Origin of the sequence: Haloarcula sp. Atlit-47R (genome assembly GCF_003665985.1) — an archaeon.
Lineage (GTDB): Archaea > Halobacteriota > Halobacteria > Halobacteriales > Haloarculaceae > Haloarcula > Haloarcula taiwanensis.
On record NZ_QPLQ01000001.1, the window covers coordinates 733,512 to 751,317 of the forward strand.

21 protein-coding genes are annotated in these 17,806 nt (G+C 66.3%); 14 read left to right on the forward strand and 7 right to left on the reverse strand.

Translation table 11 applies throughout. The annotated features are described in order from the left end of the window. Positions 1-54: 54 nt before the first annotated feature. Complete coding sequence (locus tag DVK00_RS03775) at positions 55-1,134, reverse strand: M20 family metallopeptidase (RefSeq protein WP_101350935.1); 1,080 nt, start codon at positions 1,132-1,134, stop codon at positions 55-57. Positions 1,135-1,255: 121 nt separating this feature from the next. Between DVK00_RS03775 and DVK00_RS03780 the strand changes: the two genes are divergently transcribed. From DVK00_RS03780 to DVK00_RS03795, 4 genes are all read left to right on the forward strand, one after another. Continuing rightward, positions 1,256-3,466, forward strand: coding sequence for a histidine kinase N-terminal 7TM domain-containing protein (locus DVK00_RS03780; RefSeq protein ID WP_121577297.1), 2,211 nt, complete (start codon positions 1,256-1,258; stop codon positions 3,464-3,466). A 193-nt stretch (positions 3,467-3,659) separates the two neighbouring features. Beyond that, positions 3,660-5,537, forward strand: coding sequence for a PINc/VapC family ATPase (locus DVK00_RS03785; protein WP_121535433.1), 1,878 nt, complete (start codon positions 3,660-3,662; stop codon positions 5,535-5,537). Between the two features lie 84 nt (positions 5,538-5,621). Continuing rightward, positions 5,622-6,443: a YqcI/YcgG family protein gene (locus DVK00_RS03790; RefSeq protein WP_101350938.1), complete on the forward strand. Its 822-nt coding sequence runs from the start codon at positions 5,622-5,624 to the stop codon at positions 6,441-6,443. Further along, the gene (locus DVK00_RS03795; RefSeq protein WP_121535436.1) at positions 6,443-7,006 is read left to right on the forward strand and encodes a cysteine hydrolase family protein; all 564 of its coding nucleotides are present in this window, start codon (positions 6,443-6,445) and stop codon (positions 7,004-7,006) included. Before DVK00_RS03790 ends, DVK00_RS03795 begins: the two co-directional genes overlap by 1 nt. 115 nt (positions 7,007-7,121) lie before the next feature. Here the strand turns inward: DVK00_RS03795 and DVK00_RS03800 are convergent, their stop codons facing one another. Continuing rightward, the gene (locus DVK00_RS03800; RefSeq protein WP_101350940.1) at positions 7,122-7,385 is read right to left on the reverse strand and encodes a MarR family transcriptional regulator; all 264 of its coding nucleotides are present in this window, start codon (positions 7,383-7,385) and stop codon (positions 7,122-7,124) included. Between the two features lie 125 nt (positions 7,386-7,510). Between DVK00_RS03800 and DVK00_RS03805 the strand changes: the two genes are divergently transcribed. After that, positions 7,511-7,807, forward strand: a complete 297-nt coding sequence (locus DVK00_RS03805) for a hypothetical protein (protein WP_053967272.1) — start codon at positions 7,511-7,513, stop codon at positions 7,805-7,807. A 2-nt stretch (positions 7,808-7,809) separates the two neighbouring features. Further along, complete coding sequence (locus DVK00_RS03810) at positions 7,810-9,639, forward strand: ribosome biogenesis/translation initiation ATPase RLI (RefSeq protein ID WP_101350941.1); 1,830 nt, start codon at positions 7,810-7,812, stop codon at positions 9,637-9,639. 18 nt (positions 9,640-9,657) lie between these two features. Here DVK00_RS03810 and DVK00_RS03815 read toward each other — a convergent pair whose 3' ends face one another. Both DVK00_RS03815 and DVK00_RS03820 read right to left on the reverse strand, forming a co-directional pair. Beyond that, the gene (locus DVK00_RS03815; protein ID WP_121577298.1) at positions 9,658-9,873 is read right to left on the reverse strand and encodes a hypothetical protein; all 216 of its coding nucleotides are present in this window, start codon (positions 9,871-9,873) and stop codon (positions 9,658-9,660) included. Positions 9,874-9,941: 68 nt separating this feature from the next. After that, positions 9,942-10,463, reverse strand: coding sequence for an archaemetzincin family Zn-dependent metalloprotease (locus tag DVK00_RS03820; protein ID WP_004514915.1), 522 nt, complete (start codon positions 10,461-10,463; stop codon positions 9,942-9,944). 30 nt (positions 10,464-10,493) lie between these two features. Between DVK00_RS03820 and DVK00_RS03825 the strand changes: the two genes are divergently transcribed. The 5 genes from DVK00_RS03825 (at position 10,494) to DVK00_RS21295 (ending at position 13,268) form a co-directional block, all read left to right on the forward strand. Continuing rightward, positions 10,494-10,907 carry a UPF0146 family protein gene (locus DVK00_RS03825; protein ID WP_101350943.1) on the forward strand — a complete coding sequence of 138 codons (414 nt, stop codon included), beginning with the start codon at positions 10,494-10,496 and terminating at the stop codon, positions 10,905-10,907. Positions 10,908-10,926: 19 nt separating this feature from the next. Next, entirely contained in the window at positions 10,927-11,799 is an 873-nt protein-coding gene (locus DVK00_RS03830; protein ID WP_121511429.1) for a TIGR01548 family HAD-type hydrolase, read from the forward strand. A gap of 78 nt (positions 11,800-11,877) precedes the next feature. Further along, positions 11,878-12,267, forward strand: a complete 390-nt coding sequence (locus DVK00_RS03835) for a hypothetical protein (protein ID WP_101350945.1) — start codon at positions 11,878-11,880, stop codon at positions 12,265-12,267. Between the two features lie 49 nt (positions 12,268-12,316). After that, complete coding sequence (gene npdG, locus DVK00_RS03840) at positions 12,317-12,985, forward strand: NADPH-dependent F420 reductase (RefSeq protein ID WP_101350946.1); 669 nt, start codon at positions 12,317-12,319, stop codon at positions 12,983-12,985. A 112-nt stretch (positions 12,986-13,097) separates the two neighbouring features. Beyond that, positions 13,098-13,268, forward strand: a complete 171-nt coding sequence (locus DVK00_RS21295; RefSeq protein WP_158598757.1) for a hypothetical protein — start codon at positions 13,098-13,100, stop codon at positions 13,266-13,268. 1 nt (position 13,269) lies between these two features. Here the strand turns inward: DVK00_RS21295 and DVK00_RS03845 are convergent, their stop codons facing one another. Continuing rightward, positions 13,270-13,536, reverse strand: coding sequence for a co-chaperone YbbN (locus tag DVK00_RS03845; RefSeq protein ID WP_101350947.1), 267 nt, complete (start codon positions 13,534-13,536; stop codon positions 13,270-13,272). A 115-nt stretch (positions 13,537-13,651) separates the two neighbouring features. Between DVK00_RS03845 and DVK00_RS03850 the strand changes: the two genes are divergently transcribed. From DVK00_RS03850 to DVK00_RS03860, 3 genes are read left to right on the forward strand one after another with little or no spacing between them, the layout of a single operon-like run. Next, positions 13,652-13,813 carry a preprotein translocase subunit Sec61beta gene (locus DVK00_RS03850; RefSeq protein WP_053967263.1) on the forward strand — a complete coding sequence of 54 codons (162 nt, stop codon included), beginning with the start codon at positions 13,652-13,654 and terminating at the stop codon, positions 13,811-13,813. A gap of 44 nt (positions 13,814-13,857) precedes the next feature. After that, on the forward strand, positions 13,858-14,232 hold the full coding sequence (locus tag DVK00_RS03855) for a hypothetical protein (RefSeq protein WP_101350948.1): 375 nt from the start codon (positions 13,858-13,860) through the stop codon (positions 14,230-14,232). After that, a complete protein-coding gene (locus DVK00_RS03860) occupies positions 14,229-15,629 on the forward strand; it encodes a DUF402 domain-containing protein (protein WP_121577299.1) in 1,401 nt (466 codons plus the stop codon). Before DVK00_RS03855 ends, DVK00_RS03860 begins: the two co-directional genes overlap by 4 nt. Before the next feature lie 24 nt (positions 15,630-15,653). On the opposite strand, the gene DVK00_RS03865 is transcribed toward DVK00_RS03860, so the two are convergent. Both DVK00_RS03865 and DVK00_RS03870 read right to left on the reverse strand, forming a co-directional pair. Beyond that, a complete protein-coding gene (locus DVK00_RS03865) occupies positions 15,654-17,069 on the reverse strand; it encodes an LVIVD repeat-containing protein (protein WP_121577300.1) in 1,416 nt (471 codons plus the stop codon). A gap of 45 nt (positions 17,070-17,114) precedes the next feature. Then, entirely contained in the window at positions 17,115-17,693 is a 579-nt protein-coding gene (locus DVK00_RS03870) for an LURP-one-related/scramblase family protein (protein WP_121535445.1), read from the reverse strand. Positions 17,694-17,806: the final 113 nt, after the last annotated feature.

Here is a 17,806-nt window from a genome sequence, read left to right on the forward strand (position 1 = left end):
TAAGGGGTGCACGAGCGAATAGGGCTTATCAGGGCGACACGGCACAGTCGGCAGTCACTCGGACGGCCACGACTCGGCGACGCGCTCGTAGACCTCGCGGCACCGCTGTAGGACGGCCAGCGACACGCTCTCGTCGGCGGTGTGGGCCTCGCCGGGTTCGGCCGCACCGACGATTACACAGTCCGTTCCGGCCTGGGCGAGCCAGCCGGCGTCGGTCGCGTGCGGTTTGACGACGTGCTCGGGCGTGCTGTCCTGCGCATCAGCGGCGGCGTCCAGCACCCTATCCGCGAAGTCGGCGTCGCCGCAGGCCATCGGCGGGAGGTCCTGGTCGACGCGCCAGGTCACGCCGTCGACGGCCTCGGCGCGGTCGAGCGGCGCGCGCTCGCCGGGGACCGTCCGCTCGTCGACGGTGACCTCGCATCGCTCGGGGATGACGTTCCACGCGGAGCCACCGTCGATCTCCGTGACGGCGACGCTCCCGCTCAGCTCGTGGCCCAGCACGGTTGTCTCGGGAAAGTCGAGGTCCCGGACCACGTCGACGGCGTCGGTCGCGCGGTAGATGGCGTTTGCGCCGGCGTCGGGTTCGCTCGCGTGGGCCGCCGCGCCCTCGGCGACCAGCGTCGACCCGCGCCGACCTTTGTGCGCGACGGCCACATCCGTGGTGCCAGGGGCGGAGTAGCCGGTCGACCCCTCGCCGACGACGGCGTAGTCGGGCGCGAAGCCATCCTCGATGGCGGCCTGGCAGCCGACCCCGCCCTGTTCCTCGCCGACGAAGGAGGCAAAGACCAGTTCGCCGGCGGGGTCGGCGTCCCGGAAGGCCAGCATCGCCGCGGCGACACACCCTTTCATGTCCGCCGTGCCCCGACCGTAGAGGCGACCGTCGCGCTGTTCGACGACGTACTCGCCGTCGGCGTCGACCTGCGAGTCGTCCGGCGGGACCACGTCGTGGTGGCCGACGAGGGCGAGCGTGTCGTCGCCCTGCCCCTTGCAGGCGATGACGTTGCCGTGGCTGTCGCGGTTTACTGCGCCGGTCGTGTGCTCGCGGAGCCACTCAGCGATGAACGCCCCTGCCGTGGACTCGTCCGCATGGCTGGGAATCGCGACAAGGTCTTCGGTGAGGTCGATGACGCTCATACCAGCGGGAGTGTGTGGTGGGTCAAGAGTCCCCCGAACCCGGCAGGTATCGAACCGGTAAGTTTCTAGTTTGATAACGGGGGAGGAAGATACACGGGATTCGATCGACAATTGAGGTGTAATGCGGCTTACGCCCGTCTTGCTCGTCGCCGCTGTGCTGTCCGGGGGTGGCCTCGCCGGACTCGGTATCGGCTACTTCGCTCGCCGGCATCGTGACCACCCCGCCTCGCATGCGCTATCGATGATGGCGATTCCACCGGGGCTGGCCGGCCTCTGTGCGGCCGGGACTGTCGTCGCTCCACGGTCACCGATTTCAGGCGTCCTGCTGGCCGCGTCTGCCGGACTGCTCTTCCTCGCACCAGCGTATTTCCTGCTTTTCACTCTTGTCTATACCGGTCACGGTGCGGTGCTCACCCGCCGACGGCGACGAGCACTCGTAGCCGTCTACGCAGTCGTCGGCGGGGTAGCGGTGCTGGAGACAGTGACTTTCAGTGGGATCCCAGTTCGGACGGTCAACGGCCTCACATTACCGGTCGTCGCGTCACAGGGACCGTCCGCCATCTGGCCGCTCCTCTTCGCGTACCCACCTATCCTCGTCTCTCTGGGCCTGCTCGCTCGGTTTCTCATCTCCTCGCGGAACATCTTTCGGCGCCAGACCGCGGTGATACTGCTGGCGGTGTTGGTTACCCTCGTCGGGAACATCGCTTTCCAAGCCGGGTTCAGTCCACACCCGGGGCTGAATCTGACCTCGGTGTTTTTTTCAGTTGAGGCCGGTCTCATCGCACTTGCGCTCTTTCGGTATGACTTCCTCAGCGTCGAACCGCTCGCGCCAGACATCGTCCTCGAAGAGATGGACGACCCCGTCATGATACTCGATGAGTCGGCACGGCTCATCGACGCGAACCCGGCCGGGCTCCGGCTCCTCGACGGCGAATCGCCGGTCGGAACGCCGATACGCCGTGTTCTTCCCGGGTCGTTGGATGCCGTGCGGGACGGGGAAGAGCACGTATTGGAGGACGGGACAGTCAGCACGGACGGCGGCGAAGCCAAGATGTACGACCTCAACAAGACACCGATCCGTGACCAGTACGACCGCGAACAGGGGTACGTCCTGGTGTTACGGGATATCACGCTCCAGAAGCAGCGCGAGCGAACGCTCGCGAGCCTTCAGTCAGTCTCCCAGCGGTTCCTCAGCGCCGAGACGCCCGAGGAAGTGCTGGAGATTGCGGTGAATACCGTCGACGAATTACTCGAGTATCCATACGCGGGCACGATGATGTACGACGAGGGCGCGAACGCCCTTCAGTCAGCGGTGTTCACCGACGCGCTCGCCGACGCATACAGACGCGGGGACGTGCCTGAAAATCCTGTCGTTGAGCCGGGAGACAGCGATGTCTGGCAGGTATTCGAATCGGGCGAACCGAGATGCGGCGCACCGATAGAAGCGTCGGACACCCAACTGCCAGTCGACATCGGCGGGTCGTTACTGTACCCGCTTGGAGACCATGGCGTGTTGGGGATCAGTGCAGGCCCGGACCACGATGGGTTCACTGAGGACGACTGTCGTTTCGCCGATACGCTTGCGACGACGACCGAAAACGCGCTTGACCGGGTCGAAAAGGAGCGTGCGCTCCGGGAGAGCCGTGAACTACTGGAGATGCGCTCCGAGCAACTCCGGTTTTTCAACAGTGCTCTACGACACGACCTGCTCAACGGGCTGATGGTCGTCCAGGGTCACGTCGACCGACTCGACGGACTCGTCGAGGGGGAGGCTGCCGACCGCGTGGCGACCATCGACGAGTGGACGGATGACCTCGCACGGATGGCCCAGGAAGTCCGATCGGTGACACGAACCGTGGCGGGCGAGGACGACAGCGACCTCGGAGCGGTCGACCTCGAATCGATCCTCGCCGAGAAGGCCGCGAAATTCCGGCAGGGTCACGACAACCTGACCGTCACCGTCAAGACCGACTCGCTGCCGGCCGTCCGTGCCGATAATCTGCTCGGGTCGGTCGTCGAGAACCTGTTCCAGAATGCCGTCGAGCACAACGACAGCGAGGCACCGACAGTCACAGCCTCCGCTAGCGTGGACTCGGGGGCCGTTACTCTCCGTATCGCCGACAACGGTCCCGGCATCGATGACGACCAGAAAACCGCTATCTTCGAGGAAGCGGTCACGTCCGAAAGCTCCGGGTCTGTCGGGTTCGGCCTCTACTTCGTCCGCGTGATGCTCGACCGATACGGCGGCGACGTCTGGTTCGAGGACCGTGCGGACGGGAACCGGGGTGCCGTCGCCGTCGTCGAACTCCCGACCGCCGACGAGGCTGCGTGATGCAGGAACGGCTCCGCTGTGTCGCACAACAGATGTCCGTGATGCTGTTGGCGACGTGCCACAGCGAATCGCGGGACGCGATTCGGGACCAGCGAGTGCGTCGACGCTCGACTCAGGGCCGGGGACCCGCGAACGGAGCCTGTAGCGGTGCAGACTCCACACCCTTATCAACGGCAGTCTCCAACGTTCGCGTATGGAAATTGTACCGGACACGAGCGTGGTCATCGACGGCCGCGTGTCCGACCAAGTGAAGGCTGATGCCGACCCCGACACGGATGTCGATGGCATGGGCTTTGCCGGCGCGACGGTCGTCGTTCCCGAGGCCGTCGTCGGCGAACTCGAAGCACAGGCGAACGACGGCCGCGAGACGGGCTGGGAGGGACTGGAAGAACTCCAGACGCTCGTCGACCTGGCCGAAGACGGCCTCATCGACGTGGAGTACGTCGGTCGGCGGCCCGACGCCATCGAGAAACGGGAGGCCGGAGAAGGGCAGATTGACGCGCTCATCCGGGACATCGCCGGTGACCGCGACGCCACACTCGTGACCAGCGACGACGTACAGGCCGAGGTCGCCCGCGCGAAAGGGCTCGCCGTGGAGTTCGTCGAGCCGGTCAAACGGACGGTCGACCGGCTCCAGATCGAGAACTTCTTCGACGAGGGGACGATGAGCGTCCACCTCAAGGTCGGCGTCCAGCCCTACGCCAAGAAGGGGTCTATCGGCGATATGCAGTACACACCAATCCGCGACGACCCCGCGACAGAGAGCGAACTTCGGGAGTACGCCGCCGACATCGAGGAAAGCGCGCGCGCCTCGCCGGACGGCTTCCTCGAACTCGACGAGCCCGGCATGACAATCACGCAGTTCCGGGACTACCGCATCGCCATCGCGCGACCGCCCTTCTCGGACGCGCTCGAAATCACGGCTGTCCGGCCCATCGTCAAGACCGAACTCGACGACTACGAGTACGCCGACGAACTCCGTGACCGCTTCACCGAGCACCAGCGCGGCGTCCTCATCTCCGGGTCGCCCGGGGCGGGGAAGTCCACCTTCGCACAGGCGGTCGGCGAGTTCCTCGTCGACGCCGACTACGCGGTCAAGACGATGGAGAAACCGCGGGACCTCCAGGTCGGCCCGAACATCACCCAGTACACCGAACTCGGCGGGTCCATGGAGAAGACCGCCGACTCCCTGCTGATGGTCCGGCCGGACTACACCATCTACGACGAGGTCCGCAAGACCGACGACTTCGAGGTGTTCGCGGACATGCGACTGGCCGGCGTCGGCATGGTCGGGGTCGTCCACGCCACCCGTGCCATCGACGCGCTCCAGCGGCTCATCGGCCGCGTCGAACTCGGGCTCATCCCGCAAATCGTCGACACCGTCGTCTACATCGAGGCCGGCGAGGTCCACACCGTCTACGACGTCTCGACCGAGGTCAAGGTCCCGCAGGGCCTGATGGAGGAGGACCTCGCGCGGCCGGTCATCATGGTCAAGGACTTCGAGACCGGTCGCCCCGAGTACGAGATATACACGTTCAACCGCCAGGTCGTCACGGTCCCGCTGAACGACGACGAGGACCAGCAGGACTCCGGCGTCGACCGCCTCGCCAAGCAGGAGGTCGAACGCGAGATACGCTCCATCGCGCGGGGCCACGTCGAGGTCGAACTGCGCGGGCCCAACACCGCCGTCGTCTGGGTCGAGGACGACGACATCTCGCAGGTCATCGGCAAGGGCGGCGGCCGCATCTCCGACGTGGAGAATCGCCTCGGCATCGACATCGACGTGCGAACCTTCGAGGAACGACCGTCCGGCCCCTCGGGCGGCCCACAGACCGAGTCCGGCGGCAAGCAGGGCGAAATCGTCCAGCCGGAAGTCACGTCCCGGCACGTCATCGTCCCGCTCGACGGCCACGCCGGCGACACGGTCGAACTGCAGGCCGACGGCGAGTACCTCTTCACCGCGACGGTCTCCCGCAGCGGCGAGATTCAGGTCTCTCGCGGGTCGGGCATCGCCGAGGAACTAGAGCGAGCGATCGACCGCGGCAGCACGATTACCGTCGTGCCGTCGTAGAGGTCGGCGAGCGGACAGCATTCAACGGCGGGCCGAACCGCCGAAAACGACAGCTAAATTCCGCTGTAGCACCACAGTCAGTGTATGACCGACACAGTCGTCGGCAGGCTCGTAGACCAGGCGACGCTGGCCGACCGGGTCGAGCGCGGGGCCGCGCCCGACTGGGTCGCCGACCACTGGCGGACCTTCAGCGAGGGGCTGACCGGCGAGCGAAACGGCACGCCGTTCCCCTGTTTCTTCGGCGCGGAGTCGGTCCGGGACGGCGAGCCGCTGTACACGGCCGTCCCGTCGATGAGCGACCCCGACGCGCTGTTCGACCTCGGCCGGACGGTCCTGGAATATCTGGACACCTATCAGGACCACAGCGAGCGGGCCTCGCTGGTGACGTTCTTCCGACCGCCCGAGCGGCCACTGACGGAGGCCGAGTACCACGACCGCCTCTGGCATATCCTCCAGTTCCTGCACGTCCACGACCCGGAGCCCTGGCCTGAGGACATTCCGACCGACACCGACGACCCCTACTGGGAGTTTTGCTTCGGCGGCGAACCGATGTTCCCGACCTGCCGCGCTCCGTTTTACGACACGCGGAAGAGCCGCTACTGTCCGGTCGGCCTGGAGATTACGTTCCAGCCCCGGGCGCTGTTCGAGGACCTGAACGTCACCGCCGACACCGAGGCCGGCCAGCACGCCCGCGAGGTCATCCAGGGTCGCCTCGAAGAGTACGACGGCGTCTGCCCCCACGCCGACATCGGCGACTGGGGTGTCGAGGGCGACCGCGAGTGGCCCCAGTACATGCTGTCCTCGGACGAGGCCCAGGCCCCCGACGAATGTCCGATGACTGTGACGCGCGAGCATCCGAAATCGGAGTGGCTCGTCGAGACGCCCGCGCCGGAGCCGGCCGACTGATGGCACCGCTCTCGCTTCCTTCGGCCCCGGTGCTCGTGCTGGTGGACTTCCAGCAGGGGTTCGACGAGTCGCGGTGGGGGACCCGGAACAACTCCGACGCCGAGGCGAACGCGGCGCGCCTGCTCGCGGCGTGGCGCGAGCGCGACCTCCCCGTGGTCCACGTCCGGCACGACTCGACGGAGCCGGACTCGCCGCTCCGGCGGGGGGAGCCGGGCTTTGCGTTCAAATCGGAACTGGAACCAGAACCGGGCGAAGCGACGTTCGTGAAGCGCGTCAACGGCGCGTTCGTCGACACCGGGCTGGAGGCCTGGCTCCGCGAGCGCGGCCATGGGACCGTCGTCGTCTGCGGGCTGACGACCGACCACTGCGTCTCGACGACGGCGCGGATGGCCGAGAACCGCGGGTTCGACGTGGTCGTCGCGAGCGACGCGACGGCGACGTTCGGCCGCGCGCTCGACGGCGAGCGGTTCGACGCGCCGCTGGTCCACCGGACGGCGCTGGCGCAACTACGCGGTGAGTTCGCGGCCATTGCGACGACGGGCGACGTGGTCGCATCGCTGTAACTATAGTAGCCATTGAAAGTCAATGCACACCCGCACGACTGCAGTGCGATCGGTGTGTAAATCGGTTCAACTATAGCGCGTGGTCGCGTCGCGAAACAGCCAAGCGAGAAAGCGGTCAGTCCGAGACAGCGGCGTCCGCTTCCGCCGGTTGATCGGTGATTTCGTAGAGGTTCTGCCGCGCGTCAGCGAAGTACACGTCTTCTTCGATAACACCGACTTCGTCGAGTCGTTCCAGAGCGTAACGGACGGTCCGTGCCGAAAGCATCGACTCCTCGACGATGCCTTTCTGTGTCAGCGGGCCGTCGTACTCCAGAACCTTGTACACGAGCTTTGCGCTCGGCGGAAGGTCTGCGATGGCTTCCCCATCAGAGTCCGTCATTACCCGTAATCACAAGCGCCGGGCGCATAAAGATTGAGGAGTCAGTCTCGACGGCGCACGCATTCGCGGCCGCGTCACAGCCCTGAACCGCGCACCTTTTGGTTGCGGGTAGTGGAACGTGTGGTATGGCTACGGAAACGGCGGACGGAATGAGTTCCCATATGCGGGGGCTCACTGTCACGACGCTGACAGCCGTCGCTGGCATCGCCGCCGCGTTCGGTTCCAACGCATTAGCGACCGCGCCGAACGACCCACAAGGCGTGCTCGTCCTCGCGGTCGCTATCGCAGCACAGTTCCCGATTCTGCGGGTGATCGGCATCGACACGGACGACCTCTCGACGAAGGACGTGCTCTATATCGGCTTCATGACCTTCTCGCTGTGGTTCGTCTCGTGGGGCATTCTGCTGACGACGGGAGCGTAACGATGGCCGAGGACAGTATCGCCGTCGTCGACCTAGAGCGGTGCCAGCCCGACCGCTGTAACTACGAGTGCATGAACTACTGCCCGCCCAACCGCAGCGGGAAAGAGTGCATCGTCAAGCGCGAAGACGAGTACGAGGAGGACGAGCCCTTCGAGGGCCAGCCCGACCAGGTCCGCATCTCCGAGGAGATCTGTCTGGGCGAGTCCTGCGGTATCTGCGTGAACAAGTGTCCGTTCGACGCAATCGAGATCATCAATCTCCCACAGGAGCTGACCGACGACCCGGTCCACCGCTACGGGGAGAACGCCTTCGCACTGTACGGGCTCCCGAGCCCCGCCGAGGGACAGGTGACCGGGATTCTCGGCCCGAACGGCATCGGGAAGACCACCGCTGTGCGCATCCTCGCCGACGAGATGCAGCCCAACCTGGGCCGCTACGGCGAGGAGCCAAACTGGGACGAAATTCTCGACGAGTACCGCGGGACCGCGCTGCAGGAGTACCTCGAGCAGATGCGCGACGGCGACGTGACCGTCGCTCGCAAGCCCCAGTACGTCGACCGGATTCCGGACCAGTTCGACGGCAAGGCGCGGCAGCTACTCGACCAGACCGACGAGCGCGGCGAACTGGACTACCTCATCGAGCGGACCGGCATCGGGCCGGTCGTCGACAACCACATCGACGACCTCTCGGGTGGGGAACTTCAGCGCGTCGCGCTCGTCGCCACACTGGCGCGGGACGCCGACTTCTACTTCCTCGACGAGATCACGCCGTATCTGGACATCGGCCAGCGCATGACTGCCGCACGGCTCATCCGCGAACTCGCCGAGGAGGAGGACCGTTCGATGCTCGTCGTCGAGCACGACCTCGCCATCCTCGACCTGCTCGCGGACAACATCAACGTCGCCTACGGGACTCCCGGCGCGTTCGGTATCATCACACCGCCCAAATCGACGAAGAAGGGTATCAACGAGTACCTCTCGGGCTACCTCGAAAACGAGAATATGCGCGTCCGCCAGACGGAAATCGAGTTCGAGGAGCACGCGCCCCGGACGGCCTCGACCGGCGACGTGGTCATCGAGTACCCCGACCTCCAGAAGAGCTACGGCGACGGCGAGTTCTCGCTGGACGTAGAGGCCGGCACCATCCGCGAGAGCGAAGTCCTGGGCGTCGTCGGCCCGAACGGCATCGGGAAGTCGACGTTCGCCAAGATGCTCGCCGGCCGGCTGGAACCGACCGCGGGCGAAGTCGACACCAGCCTCGACATCGCCTACAAGCCCCAGTACATCGAAATTGACCAGCCGATGCGGGTCGACGCCTTCCTCGCGTCGATTACCGACGACTTCGGGAGCTCCTACTGGAACACCGAAATCGCACAACCGCTCCAGCTCGAGTCGGTGATGGAACAGCAACTCACCGACCTCTCGGGCGGGGAGCGCCAGCGGGTCGCCATCGCGGCCTGCCTCTCGAAGGACGCCGACCTCTACCTGCTGGACGAGCCCTCGGCGCACCTGGACGTGGAACAGCGGGTCATGGCGACCTCCGCCATCCGCCGGTACGCCGAGAACCACGACGCGACGGCAATGGTCATCGACCACGACATATACATGATAGACCTGCTGGCCGACCGCCTGCTCGTCTTCGACGGCGAGCCGGCGAAAAGCGGCCACGCCGCGCCGCCACAGGGTATGCGCGAGGGGATGAACGAGTTCCTGCAGAACCTCGACATTACCTTCCGCCGGGACGAGCGGACCTCACGGCCCCGCATCAACAAGCCCGACTCGCAACTGGACCGGGAACAGAAAAACGCCGGCGAGTACTACTACGCGCCGTAGGCTCGCGCAGTGACGGCGTCAGGCCGCCGGGTCGCTGTCGCCGTCCGCCTCCGCCCCCGCGACTGCATCGTCTAGGCCGTCGGCAACCTCGTCCGGGTCGAACTGCTCGTCCGGGTCGAGTTCGCGGTCGGATTGCTCGTCTGTCTGGGACTCAGTAACCGCTTCATCACCGGTGACCGCCACGAAGACCTCTCGCAGTTCTGCGACGCGCTCGGGGGACTGACTCTTGCTCATCGTGCATGTGTACAAGTACCACAGAAATGTAGCCGCTATACCGAATCAGTTTGGTATCCGTTCCCAGACTACAGGACGTTCCGCTGGCAGGAGCCACACAGCGAGACTTCCTTCACGTCGACCTGACGGACGGTGGGGGAGAAGTTCATCACGCAGCGCTTGTTATCGCAATGTTCCAGTCCGAGGGTGTGACCGACCTCGTGGACGACCTCTTTTCGAACCCGCTGTGAGAAGATTTCGCCGGCTGAGCGGTTCGAGAAGCCGCCGTCGGAGGAGGTCTGGAGCCGATACGTGGAGATGACGCTGCCGGAGCCACCGAGGTAAGCGAGTCCAAAAACGTAGTTTCGACGGCGGTAGAAGAGGTCTTTCGGCGTGATCGCGATGTTTTTGCCCCCGGAGCCGACCCGGCGGGCGAGGTCGATAAACTCCTCTGCGCGGTACTGGTCGCGGTCCCCATCGTACGCGCCGGCGGGAATGGACTGTGGCTCGTGCATCGAGACCTCACAGTCGTAGACGGAGCGGAGTCCGTCCGAGGCCTCGCGTTTGACTTGGGCCGAGACCTCACCCACCGGCACGATGTCGACGTGCATGGGAACGCATATGCGCCCGCATCTCATAAATTGTACGACGTGCCCGACACTACCGGCTCGCTCGTTGACCGACTGGCGTCCGTCGATTCGGTCGTCGAGGTCGGCGTCGGAAACCACCCTGACATAGCTGGCCGACTGGTCGAGCGAGGCATCGACGTGACGGCGACGGATATCGTCGAGCGGGAGGTCCCCGACGGGGTCGCGTTTGTCGTCGACGACGTGCTTGACCCCGACCACGCGGTGTACGCAGGATGTGACATCGTCTTCGCCCGGAACCTCCCGCCGGAACTGCACCGGCCGACGCTGACGGTTGCCAACGCCGTCGGGGCGGCGTTCTGGTTCACGACGCTGGGCGGGGACCAGCCGACGGTTGCCGTCGAGCGCGAGCAACTCCCCGGCGGGGAGACGCTGTACCGGGCGAGAGATAGCAAGGCGCTTGAGTGAGGCCCGCTTTCGCTCGCTCATGCAAGTCGACGCGGTCGTCCTCGACATCGACGGCGTACTGGTGGACGTGGCCGACTCCTATCGGCGAGCCATCGTCGAATCCATCGACCGGGTGTACGGCGACACTATCGAGAAGTCCGCGGTCCAGCAGTTCAAAGACGCCGGCGGATTCAACAACGACTGGGAGCTGACCTATGCAGCCGCGCTGTTCGTTCTCGCCGGCCGCGAGTCTGCTGTCGCCGACATAGCAGCATTCACTGACGCTATCGCCGAGCGTGGCGGCGGCCGCGACGCGGCCGAAGCGGTGGTTCGTGACCTGCTGGATGACGCCGCAGAAGACCGGGTTTTCGACACTTGGGACCCCGAACAGCTCCGGGACGTGTTCCAGACGCTGTATCTCGGCACCGACCGCTACCGGGATATCGAGGGCGGCGAGCCGCCGTTCGACGCGCCGGGGTACATCCACGACGAACCGCTGCTGGTGGACGATGAGACGCTGTCGGCCCTGCAGGACCGCTTCGCCGTCGGCGTCGTCACCGGCCGGCCAGCCGCCGAAGCCGACATCGCGCTCGAACGGGTCGGCCTCGACCTGCCCGACGAGCACCGCTTCACCATGGACGACTGGGAGGAGGGCAAGCCCCACCCGGCCGCCCTGCGGACGCTCGCCGAGCGGTTCGACGCCGAACGGGTCGCTTTCGCCGGGGACACCCTCGACGACGTGGCGACGGCAGTCAACGCCGACGAAGCCGACGACGACCGCGTCTACTACGGTATCGGCGTCCTGACCGGAGGGCTGACCGGCGACGCCGGCCGCCAGACGTTCGCCAACAACGGCGCGAGCGCCGTCGTCGAGTCAGTCACCGACCTGCCCGAGCTTCTCGACGCGGCATAATCGAGAGGCGGGTCGCCAGCTATTACCCGACCAGCAGCAAACGGCAACGGTTTCACTGCCGGGACAGAGACCCCGGGTATGCGACGACTGCCGACGTTCGGCTGGGCGTTTCTGGTGAGCATCTGGGCCGGGCTCGTCGGGGGTGCAGTCATCCGCGAGCCGTCGGTCGACCTGGTGCCGCTGTACGCCGTTATCTGCCAGTTACTCGGTCTCGTTGCGGCCTACTGGACGATGCGTGAACACAGTCACATCCTCAAATCTGTGCATCGACCGGGCCGTGTCGGGATGTTCATCATCGTCCTGTTTTTCGTGATGGTCCCGCTCTCGACAGTCTTTGCCCTCGCGCTCGGTGACACGTCAGTTGCTGGCGTCGCGACTCAGTGGCTCAGCTATCTGGTTGGTCTCGGGAGCGCGCTGTATATTGCCTTCGCCGGGGGGTTCGATTGGGCCTGGGAGACCTACACCTGAGTGAACCTGTCACACAACGTTTATTCAGTGGTCGGCCTACGCCGTAGGTATGGACATCGCGTTGCTTGGCGGTACTGGAGACATCGGCCAAGGCCTCGCCCTCCGCTGGGCTGACGACACCAACCACACAATCATCATCGGCTCCCGGAAAGCACAGAAGGCAGCGAACAAGGCCGAGGAGTACGAGGCAGAGCTGGCCAGCCGCGGCCACGACGACCCGTCAATCGCCGGTCTGGTGAACGAGGAGGCCGCCGCCCGCGCCGACGTGGTCGTTGCCGCCGTCCCTGCATACCACCTTACGGATACCATCGACGCCGTCGCCGACGAACTCGACGACGCCACGCTCGTCGCCCCCGCGGTCGGGATGCAACGCGACGAGGACGGCTTCCACTACAACCGCCCCGGGGCCGGCAGCGTCACGCAACTGGCCGAAAACGCCGCCCCCGACGACACCGCCGTCGTCGGCGCGTTCCACAACCTCGCGGCCGGCCGGCTGGCCAACCTCGACGCCGACCTCGACTGGGACACCATCGTCGTCGGCGACGACACCGACGCCAAGGACACCGTCTGTGAACTCGCCGAGGGCATCGAGGGGATTCGCGCGCTGGACGGCGGCCCGCTCGCCAACGCCGCCGAGATCGAGGGACTGACGCCGCTTCTGATCAACGTTGCCCGCCACAACGACGGCCTGCACGACCTCGGCGTGCGGTTCCAATAGTACCTTTTTACGTCACCCCCTCTCCTCGCGCGCTCACAGAGCGCGCTGCGGGGAGCGGGTTCGCAAAAATCTACGCTAAAAACGACCTTCTCGCTCCCGCTGGTCGCGAGAAGTGAAACCGCGCGCCGCCGGCGCGCGGTATACTTTACTCCACTCGCTCAGCTACCGCACCGGCGGCGCTACTACTAGTCCCGCTTCGGCGGCAGCCCTGCCCTTCCCCGACGCCAGCGACGAGACGCTGGCGCGGCCGCTATCGGGCGTGACGAACCGCAAAAACGACTGAATTACGCCGAAGCCTGCTGCAGCGCGTCGTCGATGTCGTCGGCCTGCGTGACGCCGACGAAGCGCTCGACGATGCCGTCCTCGTTCTCGATGATGAGCGTCGGCAGAGAGCGTACCTGGTACTCGTTGGCGACGTCCTGTTCCTCGTCGACGTTTATCTTCTCGAACTCGACGTCCGTCCACTCCTCTTCGAGGTCCTCGAGTATCGGGTCCTGGGTCTTGCACGGGCCGCACCAGTCCGCGTAGAAGTCCTTCAGTGTAACCGTCATAGTACTCTGTTTTCGTTAGTCCGCGGTATCTGATAAGGGTTATCCATATGTACCGGCGGCGTGCACTCGCGGGCGACCCGAAAGGCTTAGTGTCGGTCACACACCACCGTGAAGTATGAGTGGCAGCGACGGCGGCGGACTGATGTCCAGCGCAGGACTGGTCCGATATTTCGACGCCGAAGACCAGAACACCATCCGTATCGATCCCCGAACCATCGTCGCGACCGGCGTCATGTTCGGGCTGTTGATGCTCGTGTTGAACGCGATGGTCGTGTAGGCGATTCCGCACTGTTTTCCTCCCTCCGCCACTGACTCGCGGGTATGCACTTCACGCAACGCGAACAGCAGGCGCTCCGCGAGGCCGGCGTCGACCAGGACACCATCGAAGCCGCCTCCGAGGCCGTCGTGGAAGCGACCGACGACGCGGCCGCGGCGCTGGAAGCCTTCTTCGACGGCCGCGAGACGGTGTACTCCGACATGGACCTCGCCCACAGCGCCAGCGAGGTGCAGGAACACGCCGTCGAGTACTGCGACCTGTTCACCCACGCCGACGACATCCGGGGCTACCTACGTTTTGACACCTGGGGCGTCCCGGTCGAGGGCGGGCGCGTCCTCAGCCACGAGAAGGTAGAGCTCTCGCTGGGGCCGACGGTCCACGACCGGGTCCGCTTTGCCGCCGACGAGGACGCGCTATGACCGTCAGGGTCAGGGGCATCTACGCGACGGCGCTGACCCGGGTCCTCCGCGACGACGGCCACGACATCGTCCAGGCCTCGGGCCCCATCGAGGAGCGCTTCGACGGCGAGTTCGCTGACGCGCGGGCGGCCGTGACCGTGACGACGACGGGCGACCAGCAGGGCGTCGGCGTCGTCGGCGACCGCGACGCCGCCGCGAGCGTCACCGACCGCCTGACTGCGGTGGGCCGGGACACCCTCCACTGGGACGCCCCGACGCCGGAGGGCGCGGTCTACGCTGGCACCGTGACCGAGACGCTCGGGAGCGGCGCTGTCGTCGACCTCGGCGACGGCGAGGGGTTTCTCCCGTACTCGTCTTCGGACGAGCGCGTCGAGACGGGCGATGCGCTCCGCGTGCAGGTCGTCGAAGCGAGCGCGCCCTGGACGGACGGTCGGCCGGTACTCGACACGACCGTCGCCGTTCGCGGCGACCTCCTCTCGCTCGTCCGGGGCGGGAGCGGCCCGTCGTCGGGGACCGGCGGCCCGGCGATGCTTGACGTAATCGCCGCGGACCCACGGGACGGCTGGGGCGTCTCCTGGGAAGCCGCGAGCGAGGACGCGAGCTTCGACGCGCTGGCCGACGCGCTCGACGCCGCCAACGACCGCGCGGCGGCCATCGACGCATCGCTCGACGGGGCCGACCCGCCCGCGGACTGCGCGCCGGCCCGGTACGACGGGGGGCTGGCGACGACGTGGCTGTGGTTCGGCCGCGAGAGCCGCTTCGCACTCGATGAGGCCCGCCGCGAGGTGACGGCGACGATGCCCGGCCACCACCGCGTGAAGGCCGGGGACCGCACCGCCAGCGCCGCCGTCGACTACGTCGAGGCGCTGTGTGACGACCCCGAGACCGGCGAGACGGACTTCCCCTTTGCCGTGACGGCCCGGCAGTTCGGCCCGCAGGTCGGCGGCTCGCTGTCGCTGGGCCACGGCAAGCCCGACGGCCGGCTCATCACGCTGGGCAACGGCGAGGTACAGGCCGTCGACGACGACGGGACGGTGACCATCGAGCGGGAGATGAGCCCCGGCGGCACCTACGACGCGCTGGGCGTCCCGAAGGAGGCCGGCGACGTGGCCGAGACGAAAGTCAAGGAGGGGCGGTGGTGGTACCCGACGGTGTACCGCGACAGCGACGGCGAGAAGAAGGGGACCTACGTCAACGTCTGTACGCCCGTCGAGGTATTCCCCGACACCGCCCGCTACGTCGACCTCCACGTCGACGTGGTGAAACACGCCGACGGGACCGTCGAGCGGGTCGACGACGACGAACTCGACGCGGCGGTCGAGCGCGGCCAGGTCCCCGAAGACCTGGCCGAGCGCGCCCGGAGCGTCGCCGCCGCTGTCAAGAGCGCGCTGGAGTGAGTGAAGTCAGTCAGCGGCGCGGCGTCAGTCTTGCCGGCTGGCGCGCCAGGCCGCCAGCGCGAGCGCCGTGACCGCCGACCCGACGCCGAAGCCGGGGCCGCCAACGCCGAGGGAGGTGCCATCAGTGCTGTTAGTGCCGCCGCCCTCATCGCCCGTGGCCGACGGGTCCGCTGTCGGCGTCCGTATCCGCGGGTCCGGGAACGTGTACAGCCCGGGCTGGACCTCCGTCCCCTGGCTCGCGTTCGTGCTCCCGGCGACGAAACAGCCGGCGGCCCGCTGGGTGGTCCAGAACGAGGTCGTATCGGTGTCGCGCCACTCGAAGGCGAGTTCGGGTGCAGTCGGGTCCGTCAGGTCGTGGACCCGGACCCCGCCGTTGTACCACGCCGAGTAACAGCGGTTGTCGGTCAGTTCGAAATTGTGCGCCGTTGTGAGGATGCCCCCCGGCGAGGGGTCCGAGGTCGGCGGCGGGTCGAGCGTCGACAGCAGTTCGGCGTCGGCCGGGTCGCTTATGTCGTACAGTTCGATGCCGCTCGGGCCGCCGCTGTCGTCGTCACCGAGGTCCCATGATTCGCCGCCGACGCCAAGCAGCGACGCGTCCTCGTCGACCGTCACGAAGTGGTCGTTGCCCGGCGGCTCGCTCCGCTCGGTGCCGGGGTCCTCGATGGCAGCGAGATCTTCTGGGTCGCGCCCGCGAACTTTCGCCACCAGCGAGATGTCGCTCGGGTCAGACACGTCGACGACCCACGTCCCGCTGTCCCAGTAGGCCAGATAGGCCCGCTCATCCTGCACCCACACGTCGTGGAGCGGCCAGAGGCTCGTCGGTACGTCGTGCCAGGCGTCGCCGGCGTCTAACAGCGACCACTCGCCGACTTCCTGCTCGGTTTCGGTGTCGACGACGAGCAGGGGGTTGCCGTCGCGGTCGTTCGCGGTCAGGTAGGCGTACCGGCCGTCGAAGTCGCAGTTGTGGATGCGCGTGTCCAGTTCCAGCCCCGCCATTCGTGTCGGCTTCTGCCGGTCGCTCACGTCGAAGACGACGAACCCGTGGGCTCCGTCCGCGGGGTGGGCCGGCCCGGCGGCCAGCAGCCGCGAACCGCTGACGGCGAGGTCCTGCACCCGCTGTATCGGGCCGTCGTCGCTCTCTGCCAGCAGGCCCGTCTGCCGACCGAGCAGTCTGGGGCTGGTCGGCGTGACGAGGTCGGCGAGCGCGATACCGTCCCCGGTCGCGACGTAGGCCGTGTGCCCGTCAGGGCTGGTGACGACCTCGTACACCGTCTCCATCTCCAGCACGCCCAGCGGGTCCCCGCCGGTCGGGGTGTCGGCGGCCGCTGGCTCGGCCGTCCCGTCGCCGGTCGGCGTCGGATGTGCGCGGGTCGTTCCCGTCGCCAGCCCGACGCCTGTTCCTGCGAGAGCGAGTCGTCGGAGGACCGTCCGGCGGCGCATAGCCGTCCCTCGGAGAGCCAGGGCAAGAAGGATTCCGGTGGGGCGTCAGTTCCCCTGAATCGCGTCGATAACCATCGCTGCGGCTATTATCGGCTCCTTTGGAACCGTACTGGCGTCGTCGATGGTAATCTCGTAGCGGTCTTTCAGCGAAAACTGCCCGTCGATGTTGCCGACGTGGTTGCCGTCCTGATCGGTGATCTCGTACTTGTGGGGAATCCAACCGCCGAACGGGACGACGTTGCGGGCGATAGTCACGAGCGCACCCTGGGAGTTGATTTCGGCGAGTTTCGCCTCGGTGCTGGCGTCCCGAATCTTCCACGTATCCTGAAAAATCGAGTAGTCGTTGTCGAGGATGACAATGTCCTCGCCGGTCCTGGAGTCAGTGAGGACGTAGTTTCCGGCCACGTCGATGATGCCGCCAGCCTTGATTTGGAACACCTCGTCGCCGTTTGCGTCGACGAACGGGAACTCCTCTTTCATCTTCAGCATCTTCTGTTTCCCGCGGAGGACGACGTTCCCGGCGGCATCCATCGCTTTGTACTTGTTTCGGACCAGACTCTGTTCAACCGTGTAGCTGTCGTCGGAGAGGTCAATCCCCGCGATGTCGTAGTCGCTCGTTCCCATACCAATCTCATATTAGATATTCGTGGTGAATCTTTCGCCACACTGTCCAAAATAAAATCAGGCAGGTGCGAGGCGTCGTCTGTCGGCACCCGAACCGACAGGGTTTCCCTCCT